General features: G+C 64.4%; 13 protein-coding genes. 3 read left to right on the forward strand and 10 right to left on the reverse strand.

Annotation, left to right across the window (positions count from 1 at the left end):
* Positions 1-84 precede the first annotated feature (84 nt).
* The 10 genes from AB3X96_RS30770 to rpsB all read right to left on the reverse strand — a co-directional run bounded on the left by AB3X96_RS30770 (position 85) and on the right by rpsB (position 10799).
* Positions 85-606 (reverse strand): OmpH family outer membrane protein, encoded by a 522-nt coding sequence (locus tag AB3X96_RS30770; RefSeq protein WP_026225318.1) that lies wholly within the window; start codon positions 604-606, stop codon positions 85-87.
* Positions 607-695: 89 nt separating this feature from the next.
* A complete protein-coding gene (gene bamA, locus AB3X96_RS30775; RefSeq protein ID WP_176108292.1) occupies positions 696-3008 on the reverse strand; it encodes an outer membrane protein assembly factor BamA in 2313 nt (770 codons plus the stop codon).
* A 67-nt stretch (positions 3009-3075) separates the two neighbouring features.
* Positions 3076-4470, reverse strand: coding sequence for an RIP metalloprotease RseP (rseP, locus tag AB3X96_RS30780; RefSeq protein WP_368592665.1), 1395 nt, complete (start codon positions 4468-4470; stop codon positions 3076-3078).
* 7 nt (positions 4471-4477) lie between these two features.
* Positions 4478-5683, reverse strand: a complete 1206-nt coding sequence (locus tag AB3X96_RS30785) for a 1-deoxy-D-xylulose-5-phosphate reductoisomerase (RefSeq protein ID WP_368592666.1) — start codon at positions 5681-5683, stop codon at positions 4478-4480.
* Between the two features lie 11 nt (positions 5684-5694).
* Positions 5695-6516 (reverse strand): phosphatidate cytidylyltransferase, encoded by an 822-nt coding sequence (locus tag AB3X96_RS30790; protein WP_176124972.1) that lies wholly within the window; start codon positions 6514-6516, stop codon positions 5695-5697.
* Complete coding sequence (gene uppS / locus AB3X96_RS30795) at positions 6510-7292, reverse strand: polyprenyl diphosphate synthase (RefSeq protein WP_176108288.1); 783 nt, start codon at positions 7290-7292, stop codon at positions 6510-6512. The genes AB3X96_RS30790 and uppS overlap by 7 nt, the downstream gene beginning before the upstream one ends.
* Before the next feature lie 61 nt (positions 7293-7353).
* On the reverse strand, positions 7354-7914 hold the full coding sequence (frr, locus tag AB3X96_RS30800) for a ribosome recycling factor (RefSeq protein WP_013089702.1): 561 nt from the start codon (positions 7912-7914) through the stop codon (positions 7354-7356).
* A 97-nt stretch (positions 7915-8011) separates the two neighbouring features.
* Positions 8012-8725, reverse strand: coding sequence for a UMP kinase (gene pyrH, locus AB3X96_RS30805; RefSeq protein ID WP_013089703.1), 714 nt, complete (start codon positions 8723-8725; stop codon positions 8012-8014).
* A gap of 222 nt (positions 8726-8947) precedes the next feature.
* Positions 8948-9829: a translation elongation factor Ts gene (gene tsf / locus AB3X96_RS30810; protein ID WP_176108287.1), complete on the reverse strand. Its 882-nt coding sequence runs from the start codon at positions 9827-9829 to the stop codon at positions 8948-8950.
* Positions 9830-10046: 217 nt separating this feature from the next.
* Positions 10047-10799, reverse strand: coding sequence for a 30S ribosomal protein S2 (rpsB, locus tag AB3X96_RS30815; RefSeq protein ID WP_013089705.1), 753 nt, complete (start codon positions 10797-10799; stop codon positions 10047-10049).
* A 482-nt stretch (positions 10800-11281) separates the two neighbouring features.
* Between rpsB and map the strand changes: the two genes are divergently transcribed.
* Genes map through AB3X96_RS30830 form a run of 3 tightly spaced genes read left to right on the forward strand, consistent with a single transcriptional unit; the run spans position 11282 to position 16695 of the window.
* Entirely contained in the window at positions 11282-12166 is an 885-nt protein-coding gene (gene map / locus AB3X96_RS30820) for a type I methionyl aminopeptidase (protein ID WP_368592667.1), read from the forward strand.
* 29 nt (positions 12167-12195) lie between these two features.
* The gene (locus tag AB3X96_RS30825; RefSeq protein WP_368592668.1) at positions 12196-14775 is read left to right on the forward strand and encodes a [protein-PII] uridylyltransferase; all 2580 of its coding nucleotides are present in this window, start codon (positions 12196-12198) and stop codon (positions 14773-14775) included.
* A 6-nt stretch (positions 14776-14781) separates the two neighbouring features.
* The gene (locus AB3X96_RS30830; protein WP_368592669.1) at positions 14782-16695 is read left to right on the forward strand and encodes a pseudouridine synthase; all 1914 of its coding nucleotides are present in this window, start codon (positions 14782-14784) and stop codon (positions 16693-16695) included.
* Positions 16696-16719 lie beyond the last annotated feature (24 nt).

The following is a 16719-nucleotide window of genomic DNA, read 5'->3' on the forward strand; positions in this document are numbered from 1 at the left end:
CCTATCCTGTCTCCAACCTGTTCAATCATTGCGAGGGAGCGCGCCAACGCGCGCGGGGCGACCGTGCGCCGCCCTCGGTTGCCCTTAGTTGCCCGATGCCGCCAGTGCCTTCAGCACCTGATCGGTGATATCGATGCGCGGGCTCACATACACCGCTTCCTGCACGATCAGATCGTAGTGCTGCGTTTCGGCGATCTGCTTGATGACCTTGTTCGCGCGATCGAGCACCGCCGCGAGTTCCTCGTTGCGGCGCTGGTTCAGGTCTTCGCGGAACTCACGCTGCTTGCGCTGGAAGTCCGAGTCGAGCTGCGACAGGTCGCGCTGCTTCTGCGCGCGATCGGTCGCCGACATTGTCGCGCCATTCTTGTCGAGTGCATCGGACATCGACTTGAGCTTTTGCGCCATGTCGGCGAGATCCTTGTCCCGCTTCGCGAATTCGGCCTCGAGCTTCAGCTGCGCGGCTTTCGCCGCAGCCGATTCGCGCAGGATGCGGTCGGAATTCACCGCAGCGATTCTCGCCTCCTGCGCGTGCGCCATGCCGACCCCGAGGGTCATTGCCAGCGCCAATGCGCACGCTACACGTTTCGAAAACATACCGGTTAGCAAAGTCATCCTCTCGATACTGTAGTTTGGCCGGGCTCGCCGCCGGGAGCGCCCGCCGCCGCAGCCGGCCGCCGGGAGCGCCCGCCGCCCAATCAGAACGCGGTCCCGATCTGGAACTGGAACTTCTGATACTGGTCGCCCGTGTGCTTCGTGAGCGGGAAGCCAAGGCTCAACTTGAGCGGGCCGATCGGCGAGATCCACGCGAGACCCACACCATAGCCGTAACGCAGACCGTTCGCGCCAGTCGACGTCGCTGCCGTGCTCGCGTCCGCCCAGACGTTACCAGCGTCCAGGAAGGTGAACACACGCAGCGTCCGGTCATAACCGGTCCCGGGCAGCGGGAACGTCAACTCGATATTGCCCACCAGCAGCTTCGAGCCGCCGATCGGGTCGCCGGTCGTTTTGTCACGCGGACCCAGTGAGCTCGGCTCGTAACCACGCACCGAACCGATACCGCCCGCGTAATAGTTCTTGAAGATAGGATAAGGCTTGCCAGCAAGGCCGTTACCGTAGCCGCCCTGGAAGTTGAAGCCCAGCACAAAGCCGCGCGCAAACGAGTAATAGTACTGCGCGTTGATGTCGGCCTTGTAGTACTGGGTACCGCCGATCGGCGTGCCGTATTCTGCGTTCGCCTGCGTGAAGTAGCCGCGGCTTGGCACGAGCGCGCTGTCGCGCGCATCGCGCGACCAGCCAATCGTAAGCGGCACGTTGTTCGACACCCGGCCGAAGTCATTCACGTATTGCTTATACGAAGCCGGGGTATTTGCATCGACGTCCAGCTGGTTCTGTTCGAAGCCCGCGCCGAAGTACACGGTATCGACTTCGGAGAACGGAATGCCGAACTTCAGGTCGCCGCCCATCGTGACGATCTTGAAGCTCGAATCGGTCGAGTAGTACAGCGGCTGGTACGTACGGTAGTAGACGTCGGTGATCCGCTTGATGCCGTCAACCGTGAAGTACGGATCGACCTGCGTGACCGTCAGCGTACGGTACGTCTTCGCGGTATTGATGTTCACCGCGAGGCTCGTGCCGGAGCCGAACACGTTGTCCTGCGAGATACCCGCCGACAGCACCACCTTGTCCGTCGACGAGAAACCTGCACCGAGCGTAATTGCGCCGGTCGGCTTTTCGGCGACCTTCACGTCGATGTCAACCTGGTCGGGCGTGCCTTCGACCGGCACCGTGGTCACGTCGACGTCGGTGAAGTAGCCGAGACGATTGATGCGGTCCTTCGACAGCGAGAGGCGGTTCGAATCGAACCACGAGCTTTCGAGCTGGCGCATTTCGCGGCGCACCACTTCGTCGCGCGTGCGGGTGTTGCCGACCACGTTGATGCGGCGCACGTACACGCGACGGCTCGGGTCGACCTGCAGGGTCAGGTCCACAGTGTGGTTGTTCTGGTCGATCTGCGGCTGGGCATTGACGGTCGCGAACGCGTAACCGTATTCGCCGAGCTTGTCGACGATCGCCTTCGTGGTGGCCTGCAGCTTTTCGGCCGAGAAGCGGTCGCCCGGCTTGATCTTGATGAGCTTCTTCAGCTCCGCTTCGCGGTCGAGCAGATTGCCGGCGAGGCGGATGTTCGAAATCGTGTACGGCTGGCCTTCATGCAGCGTGATGGTCAGGTACATGTCCTTCTTGTCCGGCGAGATCGACACCTGGGTCGATTCGATGCTGAACTCGAGGAAGCCGCGATTCAGGTAGAACGAGCGAAGGTTCTCGAGGTCGCCGGTGAGCTTGTCTTTCGCGTACAGGTCGTTCTTGGTGTACCACGAGAACCAGTTCGGCGTGGACAACTGCATTTCGTCGCGCAGCGTGCCGGTGCTGAATGTCTTGTTGCCGATGAAGTTGATCTGGCGGATCTTCGCGCTCGGACCTTCGGCCACCGAGAACAGGATGCCGACGCGGTTGCGGTCGATCGGCGTGATCGTCGTGGTGACTTCGGCCGCGTAGAAACCGCGCGTCAGGTACTGGCGCTTCAATTCCTGCTCGGCCTTGTCGACCAGCGCCTTGTCGAAGTAGCGGCCTTGCGACAGCCCGACCGCGCGCAGCGCCTTGATCAGGTTGTCCTTTTCGAACTCGTGGATGCCGGCGAAGTCGATCGTGCCGATGGCCGGGCGCTCCTGCACCTGCACCACCACCACGTTGCCTTCGGTTGCGATCTTGACGTCGTTGAAGAAGCCCGTCGCGTACAGCGCGCGAATCGCTTCAGAAGCCTTGTCGTCGGAAAAGGTATCGCCTTGTTTGATGGGCAGGTACGCGAACACCGTACCCGGTTCGACGCGTTGCAATCCCTCAATGCGAATGTCTTGCACCACGAAGGGCGTCGTTGCATGAGCAACCAGCCCATGCGCGGCGAACGCCGCGGCTATAACCGTCTTTGGACCAAAGCGATGAGGTTTGAACAACGTGCTTCCCCAGTGTGTATAGCTGCATCAGGCCTGGCGGCCGCCCTCGAGAACGCCGCCGGACACTTTAAAAATGGATTAAACGAGCCAGATCGTTGAACAGCGCAATCGCCGACAACGCGACGATGCAGGCAAGACCCGCCCTCTGAAAAACGAGTTGCCAGCGATCAGAGACAACTTTACCGGTCACAGCTTCAACCAAATAATATAACAGATGACCCCCGTCCAATACCGGAATTGGTAGCAGGTTCAGCACGCCAAGGCTAATGCTGACAAGGGCAAGGAACGACAAAAACGCGGAAGGACCCAGACGTGCGCTCTTTCCCGCGTAGTCGGCGATCGTCACCGGACCGGACAGGTTCTTCAGCGATGCCTCGCCGACGATCATCCGGCCAAACATCCGCACCGAGTACACCGCGAGATCCCAGGTGCGGCGCGCGCCGAGGCGCAGGCTGTCGAGCGGGCCGTAGCGCACTTCGATCGACGGCACCTGGGTCGCCAGCTCCGCGCCGATGCGGCCGATCTGCTGCCCGCTCGCCGCATCGCGCTGCAGTTGCGGCACGATCGTGATCTCTTCGAGCGCGCCCGCCGTATGTCCGCCGCGGCCGCCGCGCTCCACCCGCAGCGTGACCGGCACGCCGGCGTGCGATTTTACAAAGGCGATGAAGGCCGCGGCATTATCGGTCGGCGTACCGTTGATCGCGCGCAGTCGGTCGCCCGCGACGAGCCCCGCCTTCTGCGCGGCGCTGCCCGCCTGTACGCCGGCCACCGTCAGCTTGCCGCCACCTGGCTCGAAGCCGAGGCGTGACATCAGATCGTCGTCGACGTCTTTCTCGCCGATGCCGCGCAGGTCCATCGGAAAATCGGAGGTGCCGTGCGCGTCTTTTGCACTGAGCACGATGCGCTGCTGATCGAACGCGGCACCGAGCAGCTTCCAGCGCAGATCCGACCACGAGCGCACTGGCTCGGTCTCGTCGCTATGGCCGGTGCGCACACCGACGATCGTCTCGCCGCCCTCGAAGCCCGCCAGCGCGGCGGGTGTATTCGGCGCGGGCGTGGCGATCACGGCCGCCGGTTCGGTCACGCCAGTCGCGAACACGAGTGCGAACAGCACGATCGCAAGCAGGAAATTCGCGACCGGACCGGCCGCGACGATCGCGAAGCGCCGCCACACCGACTGGCGATTGAACGCATGCGGCAGATCCGCGTCGGCAACCGAGCCGGGGCCGGCCTCGCGCTCGTCGAGCATCTTCACGTAGCCGCCTAGCGGCAGCGCGGCAATCGTCCACTCGGTGCCCGTCTTCTGACTGACCCACTGAACCAGCGGCTTGCCGAAGCCAATCGAAAAACGCAGCACCTTCACGCCGCACAGACGCGCGACGCTGTAGTGCCCGTACTCGTGGACCACCACGAGTACGCCAATCGCAACCGCGAAAGCGAGCAGTTCGATCAGCAGATTCATAAACGCCTCACTGGACGGCGCGTTCCGTGCGACGGACGCCGTCGGGCAGACGCACGATGAATTCGGTAGCAGCACGGCGCGCCGCGGCGTCCGCTTCGATGACGTCGTCGAGCGCGTGCGCGCTGCGGTTCGGTAATGCGTTCAGCACCGAGTCGACCACCTGCGCAATCGCCATGAAGCCGATGCGGCGCGCGAGGAACGCCTCCACCGCGATCTCGTTGGCGGCGTTCAACGCCGCGCTCGCGACACCGCCTGCGGCCAGCGCCTTCATCGCGAGCGCGAGGCACGGGAAGCGCGCGTAGTCGGGTTTTTCGAACGACAGCGACGCAATCTCCGCGAGATCGAGCTGCGCGACGCCGGAATCGACGCGATCCGGAAACGCGAGTGCGTGCGCGATCGGCGTGCGCATGTCGGGGTTGCCGAGCTGCGCGAGCACCGAGCCGTCCGCGTACGACACCAGCGAATGGATCACGCTCTGCGGATGGATCAGCACGTCGATGCGCTCGCCGGGCAGATTGAACAGCCAATGAGCCTCGATCACTTCGAGGCCCTTGTTCATCATCGTCGCCGAGTCGACCGAGATCTTGCGGCCCATCACCCAGTTCGGATGCTTGCAGGCTTCGTCAGGCGTCACGTCGACGAGCGTGGCCGGTTCGCGGGTGCGGAAGGGGCCGCCCGATGCGGTAAGGATGATCTTCGAGACGCCGCCATGCAGCGATGCTTCGCGCGGCAGGCATTGGAAAATCGCGTTGTGTTCGCTGTCGACCGGCAGCAGGACCGCGCCGTTGTCGTGCACCGCGTCCATGAAGATCGCGCCGGACATCACCAGCGCTTCCTTGTTCGCGAGCAGAATGCGTTTGCCGGAGCGCGCCGCGGCGAGGCTGGGCGCGAGACCCGCCGCGCCGACGATCGCCGCGACCACCGTGTCGCAGCCCTCGCTCTTCGCGACGTCAACGAGCGCCTGCGGCCCGTACGTGACCTCGGTCTTGCTGCCCGCATCGCGCAGATTCGCGGCCACCTTCGCGGCCGTGTCGGCGTCGCCGACCACCGCCACTTCGGGCGCGAAGCGCAGGCATTGCTCGACGAGCTTGTCGCCGTTGCGATGCGCGCTCAGCGCGTAAATGGAAAAACGCTCGGGATGGCGCGCGACCACGTCGAGCGTACTGTCTCCAATCGAGCCCGTGGAACCGAGCAATGTCAGACGTTTTTGCATATCTCTTTTCTCTAGCCGAGCAGCAGCATCGCGAGCGGCAGCACCGGCAACAATGCGTCGATGCGATCGAGCACGCCGCCGTGCCCCGGCAACAGGCCGCTCGAGTCTTTGACGCCGGCCTGGCGTTTCATCATCGATTCGAACAGATCACCGACCACGCTGAAAACCACCAGCAGGGTCAGCGCGAGCACCGTGCGTAGCGCGCCCAGTTGCGCCAGCAGCGCAGAGTACAGGGTCGGCTCGAACGCGTGCAAAAAGATCGCCGCCGCCGCGACGATCATGACCAGCAACCAGCCGCCGATCGCGCCCTCCCAGGTTTTACCCGGACTGATGGCGGGTGCCAGCTTGTGCTTGCCAAACGCCTTCCCCGAGAAGTATGCGCCGATATCGGCGAGCCATACCAATAGCAGCAGCGACAGAACGAACGGCACACCGAGCATGCGCGCGGCGACGAGAGCATGCCAGCACGCGATGAAACCGACGATGCCGGCAAGAAACAGAAAGGCGCGCCACGCGCCCTGCGCGAGCACCGGCTTGCGCAGCAGCACGAAAGGACCGCCGATCACCCAGAAAATCGCCGCCGCCTGGAAGAATGGCCGCGCATGCTCCGTGCCAATGCCCAGCCGCGTGCTGGTGACGAGCCCGAGCGCCGCGACGAGCGCGTACAGCACCGGACCCGCGCCGCCGAGCTTCAGCAGGCGCGCCCACTCCCACGCGGCGAACACGACTACGAACGCGATCAGCGCGCCGAACGCGCCGACCGGCGCGAACAGCGTGACAGGCAGGAACACTGCCAGCAGCACGATCGCCGTGATGACACGGGTTTTTAGCATGGAAGCGAATCGACGTTCTGCGATTGCGGCTCGAGCTGAGCACTGGTGCGGCCGAAGCGGCGTTCCCGCTCGGCGTACGAAGCGATGGCATGACCGAGCGCGTCGGCGTCGAAATCCGGCCAGAACGTGTCGGTGAAATAGAACTCCGTGTAGGCGAGCTGCCACAGCAGGAAGTTGCTGACGCGGCGCTCGCCGCCGGTGCGGATGAACAGGTCGGGCTCGGGCGCATAAGCCATCGACAGATGCTCGGCGAACGCGTCCTCGTTGACCTCGACCGGTTTGCCGGCCGCAGCCGCCTGCTCGACGAGCTTGCGGGTGGCCTGCATGATGTCCCAGCGACCGCCGTAGTTCGCGGCGATGGTCAGCGTAAGACGGGTATTGCGCGCGGTCTTGGTTTCCGCGCGCTTGATCAGATCACGGATCTTGTCGTCGAAACGCTCGAGATCGCCGACCACGCGCAAACGGATGCCGTTCGCGTGCAGCTTGCCGATCTCGCGCTCGAGCGCGGTGACGAACAGGCGCATCAGGAACGACACTTCCTCGTTCGGACGGCGCCAGTTCTCCGAACTGAACGCGAACAGCGTCAGATATTCGACGCCACGCCGCGCGCACGCCTCGACGGCCGCCCGCACCGCGTCGACGCCGCGCGTATGGCCCGCCACGCGCGGCAGACGCCGCTGGGTGGCCCAACGGCCGTTGCCATCCATGATGATCGCGATATGTCGCGGCACCGCGGCGACTTCAGGCACGCGCACGGTTGAGCTGGTATAGGTCATGGCCGTCGGGACAGTAATGCCAGTAAAGAAGTGGAAATCAGAAAGACTGAGCCGAACGGCGTCAGACCGTCATGATCTCGGCTTCTTTCGTCGTGACGAGCTTGTCGATTTCGGCGACGAACTTGTCCGTCAGCTTCTGGACGTCGTCGCCGGCACGACGCTCATCGTCTTCCGAAATTTCCTTGTCCTTGACGAGCTTCTTCAGTTGCTCGTTGGCGTCGCGACGCAGGTTGCGCACGGCCACCTTGGCCGTTTCGGCTTCGCTGCGCACGACCTTGGTCAGCTCGCGGCGACGCTCTTCGGTCAGCGCGGGCATCGGAACGCGAATCACGTCGCCGTGCGTGGCCGGGTTCAGACCGAGGTCCGACTCGCGGATCGCCTTTTCGACGACCTGAACCATCTTCTTTTCCCACGGCTGCACGCCGATCGTGCGAGCGTCGATCAGCGTCAGGTTCGCGACCTGCGAAATCGGCACCGGCGAGCCGTAGTAGTCGCACTGGATATGATCAAGCAGGCCCGTGTGCGCACGGCCAGTGCGGATCTTCGACAGGTCGTTTTTGAACGCGTCGATGGAGCGCTGCATCTTCTGTTCAGCGCCCTTCCTGATATCAGCCACAGACATTTTTAAACCTCCGAACCTTCAAAACGGTGCGAGCCGCCCGGCACGCGCGATGCGGCGGCCCGGGCTCGCGTCAAAGCCCATGTAATGTAAACGAAGTTTACACGTGGACGAGGGTGCCCTCGTCCTCACCTAGCACGATGCGCTTCAGCGCACCGGGTTTGACGATCGAAAACACGCGGATCGGCAGCTTCTGGTCGCGGCACAGCGCAAAAGCCGTCGCGTCCATCACCTGCAGATTACGGCCGATTGCCTCGTCGAAGCTGATCGTGGTGTAACGGGTCGCGCTCGAATCCTTCTTCGGGTCGGCCGAATAGACGCCGTCCACCTTGGTTGCCTTCAGCACCACTTCCGCGCCGATTTCCGAGCCGCGCAATGCAGCGGCCGTGTCGGTTGTGAAGAACGGGTTGCCGGTACCGGCCGCGAAAATCACGACCTTACCTTCCTCAAGCTGGCGGATCGCGCGGGGCCGGATATACGGCTCGACGACCTGGTCCATGCGCAGCGCGGACTGCACGCGCGCCTCGATGCCAGCATGGCGCATCGCGTCCTGCAGCGCCAGCGCGTTCATCATCGTGGCGAGCATACCCATGTAGTCGGCAGTCGCGCGGTCCATACCCGCCGCGCCGCCCGCGACGCCGCGAAAGATATTGCCGCCACCGATCACCACGGCCAGCTGCGTTCCGAGACGGACCACTTCGGCCACGTCCGCCACCATTCGTTCGATGGTCGCGCGATTGATGCCGAAGGCATCGTCGCCCATCAGAGCTTCACCGGAGAGTTTGAGCAGGACGCGTTTATAGGCAGTGGGCATAGAGGTATCCAGATCGCGCAGAACAGGGCAACAACAAGGGACTAATGTAGGGGTGAAATACTGATTCGGGCAAGCTCCGCCAAATTGGCGAACCCAAAGGTTCGCCAACGGCGGCCGCGCGGCGAGGGTCAACCCGTGCGCGGCCTTGCGGTGCTGCCGACCGCGGCGAGGTCTTGCCTCGCCGCGGGTCCAAACGGTACGGCTGTGAAACTTAGCTAACGCTTATTGTTGCTTTGCAGCAGCGACCTGAGCGGCCACTTCCGCAGCGAAGTCGTCCTGCTTCTTCTCGATGCCTTCGCCGACCACGAACAGTGCGAACTTCTGCACGCTCGAGCTAGCCGCCTTCAGCATCTGCTCGATCGTCTGCTTGTCGTTCTTAACGAACGTCTGGTTCAGCAGCGACACTTCCTTCAGGTACTTCTGCACGCTGCCATCGACCATCTTGGCGACGATTTCAGCCGGCTTGCCCGATTCGGCAGCCTTCTGTTCAGCGATGCTGCGCTCCTTGGCGATCAGGTCCGCCGGAACGTCGTCCGACGACAGCGAAACCGGCTTCATCGCGGCGATGTGCATTGCCACGTCCTTGCCGACCTGCTCGTCCGCGCCGGTGTACTCGACCAGCACGCCGATGCGCGTGCCGTGCAGGTACGCGGCCAGCTTGTTGGCGGTTTCGAAGCGCTCGAAACGGCGGATCGACATGTTTTCGCCGATCTTGCCGACCAGCGCGAGACGGACTGCGTCGACGGTCGAGCCGTCGAGCGGGAGCGCCGACAGCGCGGCGACGTCAGCCGGGTTTTGCGTCGCGACGAGCTCGGCGACCTTCTTCGAAAACGCGAGGAAGTCGTCGTTCTTCGAGACGAAGTCGGTTTCGCAGTTCAGCTCGACGAGCGAACCAGCGTTGCCGCCGATGAACGATGCGACCACGCCTTCAGCCGTCACGCGCGATGCCGCCTTGCTCGCCTTGTTGCCGAGCTTCACACGCAGCAGCTCTTCAGCGCGCGCCAGATCGCCGTCGGCTTCCGTCAACGCCTTCTTGCATTCCATCATCGGCGCGTCGGTCTTCGCGCGCAGTTCTGCAACCATGCTTGCGGTAATTGCCGCCATCATTTGCTCCTTGAGTTCTGTCTGTCACATGCCGCCCGCACTTCGATGCCGGCGGCAGGAATTCGTTTCAGCGTTTTCGCGTATTTTTGCGAGCGACGCGCGTCACGCCACCTCGAGCACTCTGCCAGATGTCCGTTACAACATCTGTTACAAGCGTCGCGGCTTAAAAAAAGGGGGCCTGTAGAAAGCCCCCTTTTATGTCGGACACTGGGCAGCCTTACGCTTCCGGGTTGACCTCGACGAACTCGTCGCCGTCGCCGCCACGTGCTGCCTGGACCACTTCGTTGACCGCATTGGCACGGCCTTCGAGGATCGCGTCGGCCACACCAGCCGCGTACAGGGCGACGGCCTTGCTGGCGTCGTCGTTACCCGGGATCACGTAGTCCACACCTTCCGGCGAGTGGTTCGTATCGACCACGGCGATGACCGGAATGCCGAGTTTGTTCGCTTCGGTCACGGCAATCTTGTGGTAGCCGACGTCAACCACGAAGATCGCGTCCGGAATGCCGCCCATGTCCTTCACGCCGCCGATCGACTTCTGCAGCTTGGCCATTTCGCGCTCGAACAGCAGCGCTTCCTTCTTGCTCATGCGCTCGGTTTCACCGGCTTCCAGCGCCGCTTCCATGTCCTTCAGGCGCTTGATCGATACCTTCAGCGTCTTGAAGTTGGTCAGCATACCGCCGAGCCAGCGTGCGTTCACGAACGGCATGCCAGCGCGCTGCGCTTCCTGGGCGATCGTGTCGCGCGATTGACGCTTCGTACCGACGAACAGGATCGTGCCGCGGTTCGATGCCAGCTGACGCGCGTACTTCAGCGCGTCGTTGTACATCGGCAGCGTCTTTTCGAGGTTGATGATGTGAATCTTGTTGCGATGACCGAAAATGAAGGGAGCCATCTTCGGGTTCCAGAAGCGGGTCTGGTGACCGAAGTGGACACCTGCTTCCAGCATTTGACGCATCGTAACTGCCATGAAATTCTCCACGAGGGTTGGGTCTTAAGCCGGCTGCCGTATCGGCCGCGCCCGCCTTTGTTTTGGCTGGAACGCGGCGACACCCTGGGTGCGCCGGTTTGCGAATTGGTTGCCTGACACTGCTTTCTCCAGCTCACGACGTCAGCAACCGGATTGCCGCGAGAAGCCAGTTCCGCCCAGTTGCCATGCGCGAATTTGCGAACTCGCGAATAAAAGCGGACTAGGACCGACTTAGCCAAAGAGTATAGCACGCGACGATCGACCGACTCAACCGACCCAACCACCGGCGGATAGCCATGCGCACTGGAGCGCACAGCCGGGCTCCGGATCCCGGCTTGGCGCCCTATGGCCCACCAATTGGCCGATTTTGATCACTTTTAGCCCATTACCGCCTGATCCAGCGCAACGAGCCCGCCCTCACTGCTGTAAAATGGCTCGATTCCGCCACCCGCGGGGGATCGTCAAGGATCGACCGGCATTCCGTGTGCACCAGACGCCCTCCGCCAGGCCACCGCAACACCCAGCAAGCCTTATCCAGCAAGGCTTCCGAGGAAACCATGGCTATCACCATCAAAAACGAAGACGACGTCGCGAAGATGCGCGTCGCCTGTCGGCTCGCGAGCGAAGTGCTCGACTACATCACGCCGTTCGTCAAGGCCGGCGTCACCACTGGCGAGCTCGACCGCCTGTGCCACGAATACATGCTGAAGGACCAGGGCACGATCCCCGCGCCGCTGAATTATCAGCCGCCCGGCTACCCGCCGTACCCGAAGGCCACCTGCATTTCCGTCAACGACGTGATCTGCCACGGCATTCCGGGCGACAAGGCCCTGAAAAACGGCGACGCGCTGAACATCGACATCACGGTCATCAAGGACGGCTACTTCGGCGACACCAGCCGCATGTTCATCGTCGGCGAAGGGTCGATCATGGCGAAGCGCCTCGTGCAGGCTACCTTCGAGTGCATGTGGCTCGGCATCGACCAGGTGCGCCCCGGCGCGCATCTCGGCGACATCGGCTATGCGATCCAGAAGCACGCCGAAGGCCTCGGCTACAGCGTGGTGCGCGAATATTGCGGCCACGGCATCGGCACCGTGTTCCATGAAGATCCGCAGATCCTGCACTATGGCCGCCCCGGCACCGGCCTCGAATTGCAGGCCGGCATGATTTTCACGATCGAGCCGATGATCAACGCCGGCCGCCGCGATATCCGCACGATGCCCGACCAGTGGACCGTCAAGACCAAGGACCGCAGCCTGTCCGCGCAGTGGGAGCATACCGTGCTCGTCACGGAGACCGGCTACGACGTGCTGACCGTGTCGGCCGGTACGCCCGCGCGTCCGCCCGTGGTCGCGGCTACCGCCTGACCGATTCCGACCTCACCTTCCGTCTGCCAATGAGTAGCGTCCCAGCCGTCGCCCCCTCCCATGCCTCGTCGCTCAAGGCGGATTACAAAGTGGCCAAAGCCCAGTTGCTGGAACGCTTTCGAACGGCCACCAACGTCGACGCGTTGATGGCCGCGCTCGCGCGCGCCACGGACCATTCGCTGCGCGCCGCCTGGGACACCTGCGAACTGCCCGACGATCTCGCACTCGTCGCGGTCGGCGGCTACGGGCGCGGCGAACTCGCGCCGCACTCCGACATCGACATTTTGGTGCTGTTGCCCGACACGCGGCTCGAGCATCTGGAGGCGCGCATCGAGCGCTTCATCAGCCTCGCGTGGGATCTCGGGCTGGAACTCGGCAGCAGCGTGCGCAGCGTGTCGCAATGCCTCGAGGAAGCCGCCAACGACGTCACGGTGCGTACCTCGCTGCTGGAAGCCCGTCGCATCACCGGCAGCACCGCGCTGTTCGACGATTTCGCCCAACGCTACCGTGCAGCGCTCGACCCGAAGGCGTTCTTCCAGGCGAAGGTGCTCGAAATGCGCCAGCGTCACGCGAAGTTTCAGGACACGCCGTACGCGCTCGAGCCGAACATCAAGGAAAGCCCGGGCGGGCTGCGCGACCTGCAGCTGATCCTGTGGATAACGCAGGCGGCGGGGTTCGGCAGCAGTTGGCGCGAGCTCGAAGCGCGCGGACTGATCACCGAGCGCGAGGCGCGCGAGCTGCGCCGCAACGAGAGCTTCCTGAAGGCGCTGCGCGCGCGGCTGCATGTGATCGCCGGGCGCCGTCAGGACATCCTGGTGTTCGACCTGCAAACGCCGGTCGCCGAAAGCTTCGGCTTCAAGCCGACCGCAACCAAGCGCGCGAGCGAGCAACTGATGCGCCGCTACTACTGGGCCGCGAAAGCGGTCACGCAGCTCGCGACGATCCTGATCCAGAACATCGAGGCGCAGCTGTTTCCGAATACGAGCGGCATCACGCGCGTGCTGTCGGATCGCTTCGTCGAAAAGCAGGGCATGCTCGAAATCACGTCCGACGACGTGTTCCAGCGCGAGCCGAACGCGATCCTCGAAGCGTTCCTGCTTTACGAGCGCACCCCAGGCGTGAAGGGTCTGTCGGCGCGCACGCTGCGCGCGATTTACAACGCTCGTGACGTGATGGACCAGCATTGGCGGCGCGACCCGGAGAACCGCCGGCTTTTCATGGAAATCCTGAAACAGCCGGCCGGCATCACGCATGCGTTCCGGCTGATGAACCAGACCAGCGTGCTCGGGCGTTATCTGCTGAATTTCCGGCGCATCGTCGGGCAGATGCAGCACGACCTGTATCACGTGTACACCGTCGATCAGCACATCCTGATGGTGCTGCGCAATCTGCGCCGCTTCGCGATCGCCGAGCATGCGCACGAATACCCGTTCTGCAGCCAATTGATTGCCAACTTCGACCGGCCGTGGGTGCTGTACGTGGCCGCGCTGTTTCATGACATCGCCAAGGGGCGCGGCGGCGATCATTCCACGCTGGGCATGGCCGACGCGCGGCGCTTCTGCCGGCAGCACGGCATCGAAGGCGAGGATGGCGAGCTGGTCGTGTGGCTCGTGCAGCAGCATCTGACGATGAGCCAGGTCGCGCAGAAGCAGGACACCAGCGACCCCGAAGTGATCAAGCGCTTCGCCGAACTGGTCGGCACCGAGCGGCGTCTGACCGCGCTCTATCTGCTGACCGTCGCCGACATCCGCGGTACCAGCCCGAAGGTCTGGAACACGTGGAAAGGCAAACTGCTCGAAGACCTCTACCGCACCAGCCTCGCCGTGCTGGGCGGCGCTCAACCGGACGAGCATTCGGAACTGAAGTCGCGCAAGGAAGAAGCGCTCGCGCTGCTGCGTCTGGAAACCGTGCCGGAAGGCGCGCAACGGGCGCTGTGGGACAAGCTCGACGTCGGCTACTTCCTGCGGCACGACGCGGCGGACATCGCGTGGCAGACCCGCGTGCTGTACCGCCACGTCGAAACGCCGACGCCGCTCGTGCGCGCGCGGCCGTCGCCGATCGGCGAGGCGCTGCAGGTGCTCGTCTACGTGAAGGACCAGCCCGATCTGTTCGCGGGCATCTGCGCGTATTTCGACCGCAACGGCCTGTCGGTGCTCGATGCGCGCGTCAGCACGACGCGCCACGGCTACGCGCTCGACAACTTCCTCGTCACGCACACCGAAGAGGACGTGCACTATCGCGACATCGCCAATCTGGTCGAGCAGGAACTGACTGCACGTCTCGCGGGCCACGGCACCTTGCTGCCGGGACCGTCGAAGGGCCGGCTGTCGCGGCTGTCGCGCACCTTCCCGATTACGCCGCGTGTCGACCTGCGGGCCGATGAGCGCGGCCAATACTACATCCTGTCCGTGTCGGCGAACGACCGGCCGGGCCTTCTTTATTCGATCGCGCGCGTGCTGGCAGAGCACCGGGTCGGCGTCGCCTCGGCGCGGATCAATACGCTCGGCGAACGCGTCGAGGACGTGTTCCTGCTCGAAGGACACAGCCTGTCGGACAATCGCCTGCAAATCCAGGTCGAAACCGAACTGCTGCGCGCGATCGCAGTGTGAGATTTCATGCGAAACAAGTTAACAGCGAAGCATCCGCGGCCGGCGTCGTCCGAACGCTCCCCTGTCCGCCCCGGCAGCGCGTCGGCGCGTAAGCCGACCCGTCCAGCGCGGCCGAAGCCTTTCGAGGCCGAGGGTGGCGCGAAGCGGCCGGTCGGCGCGAAGCCGGCGGGCGCCGGTGCCCGCGCGCCGCGTGCCGAAGGGTCGGGTCCGCGCGAACGGGGTGCGGCTGCCGCGGGCGCACCGCGCCGCTTTGAAGGTGCGGCTGAGCGTGGCGAACGCGGAGAACGCGCACCGCGTCGTTTTGAGGGCAGCACTGAGCGTGGCGAACGCGCCCCCCGCCGCGAATTCGGCGAGCGGACTGAACGCGCGCCGCGTCGCTTCGAAGGCGGCACTGAGCGCGGCGAACGCGCGCCCCGTCGCGAATTCGGCGAGCGGACTGAACGCGCGCCGCGTCGCTTCGAAGGCGGCACTGAGCGCGGCGAACGTGCTCCACGGCGCGAATTCGGCGAGCGGACTGAACGCGCGCCGCGTCGCTTCGAAGGCGGCACTGAGCGTGGCGAACGTGCTCCACGGCGCGAATTCGGCGAGCGGAGTGAACGCGCGCCGCGACGTTTCGAGGGCAATGCGGAGCGCGGCGAGCGCTCACCGCGCCGCGACGACGGCGAACGCCGTCCGTTCAGCGGTCCACGCGCAGGCGCAGGCAGACCGTCGGAAGGCAGCGGGCGTGACGACCGCCCGGTGCGCCGGGAGCGCGATGCCGCTGAGCGTCCGCGCTTCGGTAGCGATCGCGGTGAGCCGCAGCGTCGCGGTGGTGATCGAGGCGAGCGCAGCGACCGCGCCCCGCGCCGCTTCGAAGGCGAGCGTGGCGAGCGCAGCTTCGGGAAACCCGCAAAAGGCGGCTACGGCGAGCGCACCGAGCGTCCGGCGCGCGCCACGCGTGAGGACCGCGGCGACCGCGCCGCACGCGGCGGTGAACGTACCGAGCGTCGCGAGCGCCCTGCGCGCAGCTTCGACGACACACTGCCAGCCGCGAACCGCCGCTTCGGCGACGACCGGCCAGCCCGGGCCGCCAAGCCGCAAGCCGCGGCATCGGCAACGGCCCAACCCGTCGACACCATCATCGACACCCCGCACCCGCCCCGCCGCGATCGCGAAGACGCGCCGGGCATGCTGCGTCTGTCGAAGCTGATGTCCAAGCTCGGCCTGTGCTCCCGCCGCGAGGCCGACGAGTGGATCGAGAAAGGCTGGGTCATGGTCGACGGCGAGCGCGTCGACACGCTCGGCACCAAGGTGTTCCCGGATCAGCGCATCGACATCGATCCAGCCGCCGAAGCCTTTCAGTCGAGCCAGGTGACCGTGATCGTCCACAAGCCGGTCGGCCTCGTATCGGGACAGGCGGAGGACGGCTATCAGCCGGCCATCACGCTCGTCACGCCGGAAAATCGCTGGGAAGGCGACCATTCGGGCATCCGCTTCTCGGTGTCGCATCTGCGCCAGCTCGCGCCGGCCGGACGTCTCGACATCGATTCGACGGGCCTGCTGGTGCTGACGCAGGACGGCCGCATCGCGAAGCAACTGATCGGCGGTCACTCGGACGTGGACAAGGAGTATCTGGTGCGCGTCGCCTACGGCGATCACACGGTCGACGTCGAAAGCCACTTCCCGGCCGAAAAACTCGCGCTGCTGCGCCACGGCCTGTCGCTCGACGACGTCGCGCTGAAGCCCGCGCAAGTCAGCTGGCAAAACGGCGAGCAGCTGCGTTTCGTGCTGCGCGAAGGCAAGAAGCGTCAGATTCGCCGCATGTGCGAACTGGTCGGTCTCGAAGTGGTGGGCCTGAAGCGCGTGCGCATGGGCAACGTGATGCTCGGCGCGCTGCCGCCGGGTCAGTGGCGCTATCTGTCGGAAGACGAGTCGTTCTGAAGTCCGTCCAATGCGCCTCGTTGC

The organism is Paraburkholderia sp. BR13439 (assembly GCF_040948805.1).
Lineage (GTDB): Bacteria > Pseudomonadota > Gammaproteobacteria > Burkholderiales > Burkholderiaceae > Paraburkholderia > Paraburkholderia youngii.

What these genes read in the sequence shown, in the direction of transcription:
- rseP (WP_368592665.1), bottom strand. Translation starts at nt 4,470, where the DNA reads ATGAATCTGCTGATCGAACTGCTCGCTTTCGCGGTTGCGATTGGCGTA.
- AB3X96_RS30785 (WP_368592666.1), bottom strand. Translation starts at nt 5,683, where the DNA reads ATGCAAAAACGTCTGACATTGCTCGGTTCCACGGGCTCGATTGGAGAC.
- AB3X96_RS30790 (WP_176124972.1), bottom strand. Translation starts at nt 6,516, where the DNA reads ATGCTAAAAACCCGTGTCATCACGGCGATCGTGCTGCTGGCAGTGTTC.
- uppS (WP_176108288.1), bottom strand. Translation starts at nt 7,292, where the DNA reads ATGACCTATACCAGCTCAACCGTGCGCGTGCCTGAAGTCGCCGCGGTG.
- frr (WP_013089702.1), bottom strand. Translation starts at nt 7,914, where the DNA reads ATGTCTGTGGCTGATATCAGGAAGGGCGCTGAACAGAAGATGCAGCGC.
- pyrH (WP_013089703.1), bottom strand. Translation starts at nt 8,725, where the DNA reads ATGCCCACTGCCTATAAACGCGTCCTGCTCAAACTCTCCGGTGAAGCT.
- tsf (WP_176108287.1), bottom strand. Translation starts at nt 9,829, where the DNA reads ATGGCGGCAATTACCGCAAGCATGGTTGCAGAACTGCGCGCGAAGACC.
- rpsB (WP_013089705.1), bottom strand. Translation starts at nt 10,799, where the DNA reads ATGGCAGTTACGATGCGTCAAATGCTGGAAGCAGGTGTCCACTTCGGT.
- AB3X96_RS30825 (WP_368592668.1), top strand. Translation starts at nt 12,196, where the DNA reads ATGAGTAGCGTCCCAGCCGTCGCCCCCTCCCATGCCTCGTCGCTCAAG.
- AB3X96_RS30830 (WP_368592669.1), top strand. Translation starts at nt 14,782, where the DNA reads ATGCGAAACAAGTTAACAGCGAAGCATCCGCGGCCGGCGTCGTCCGAA.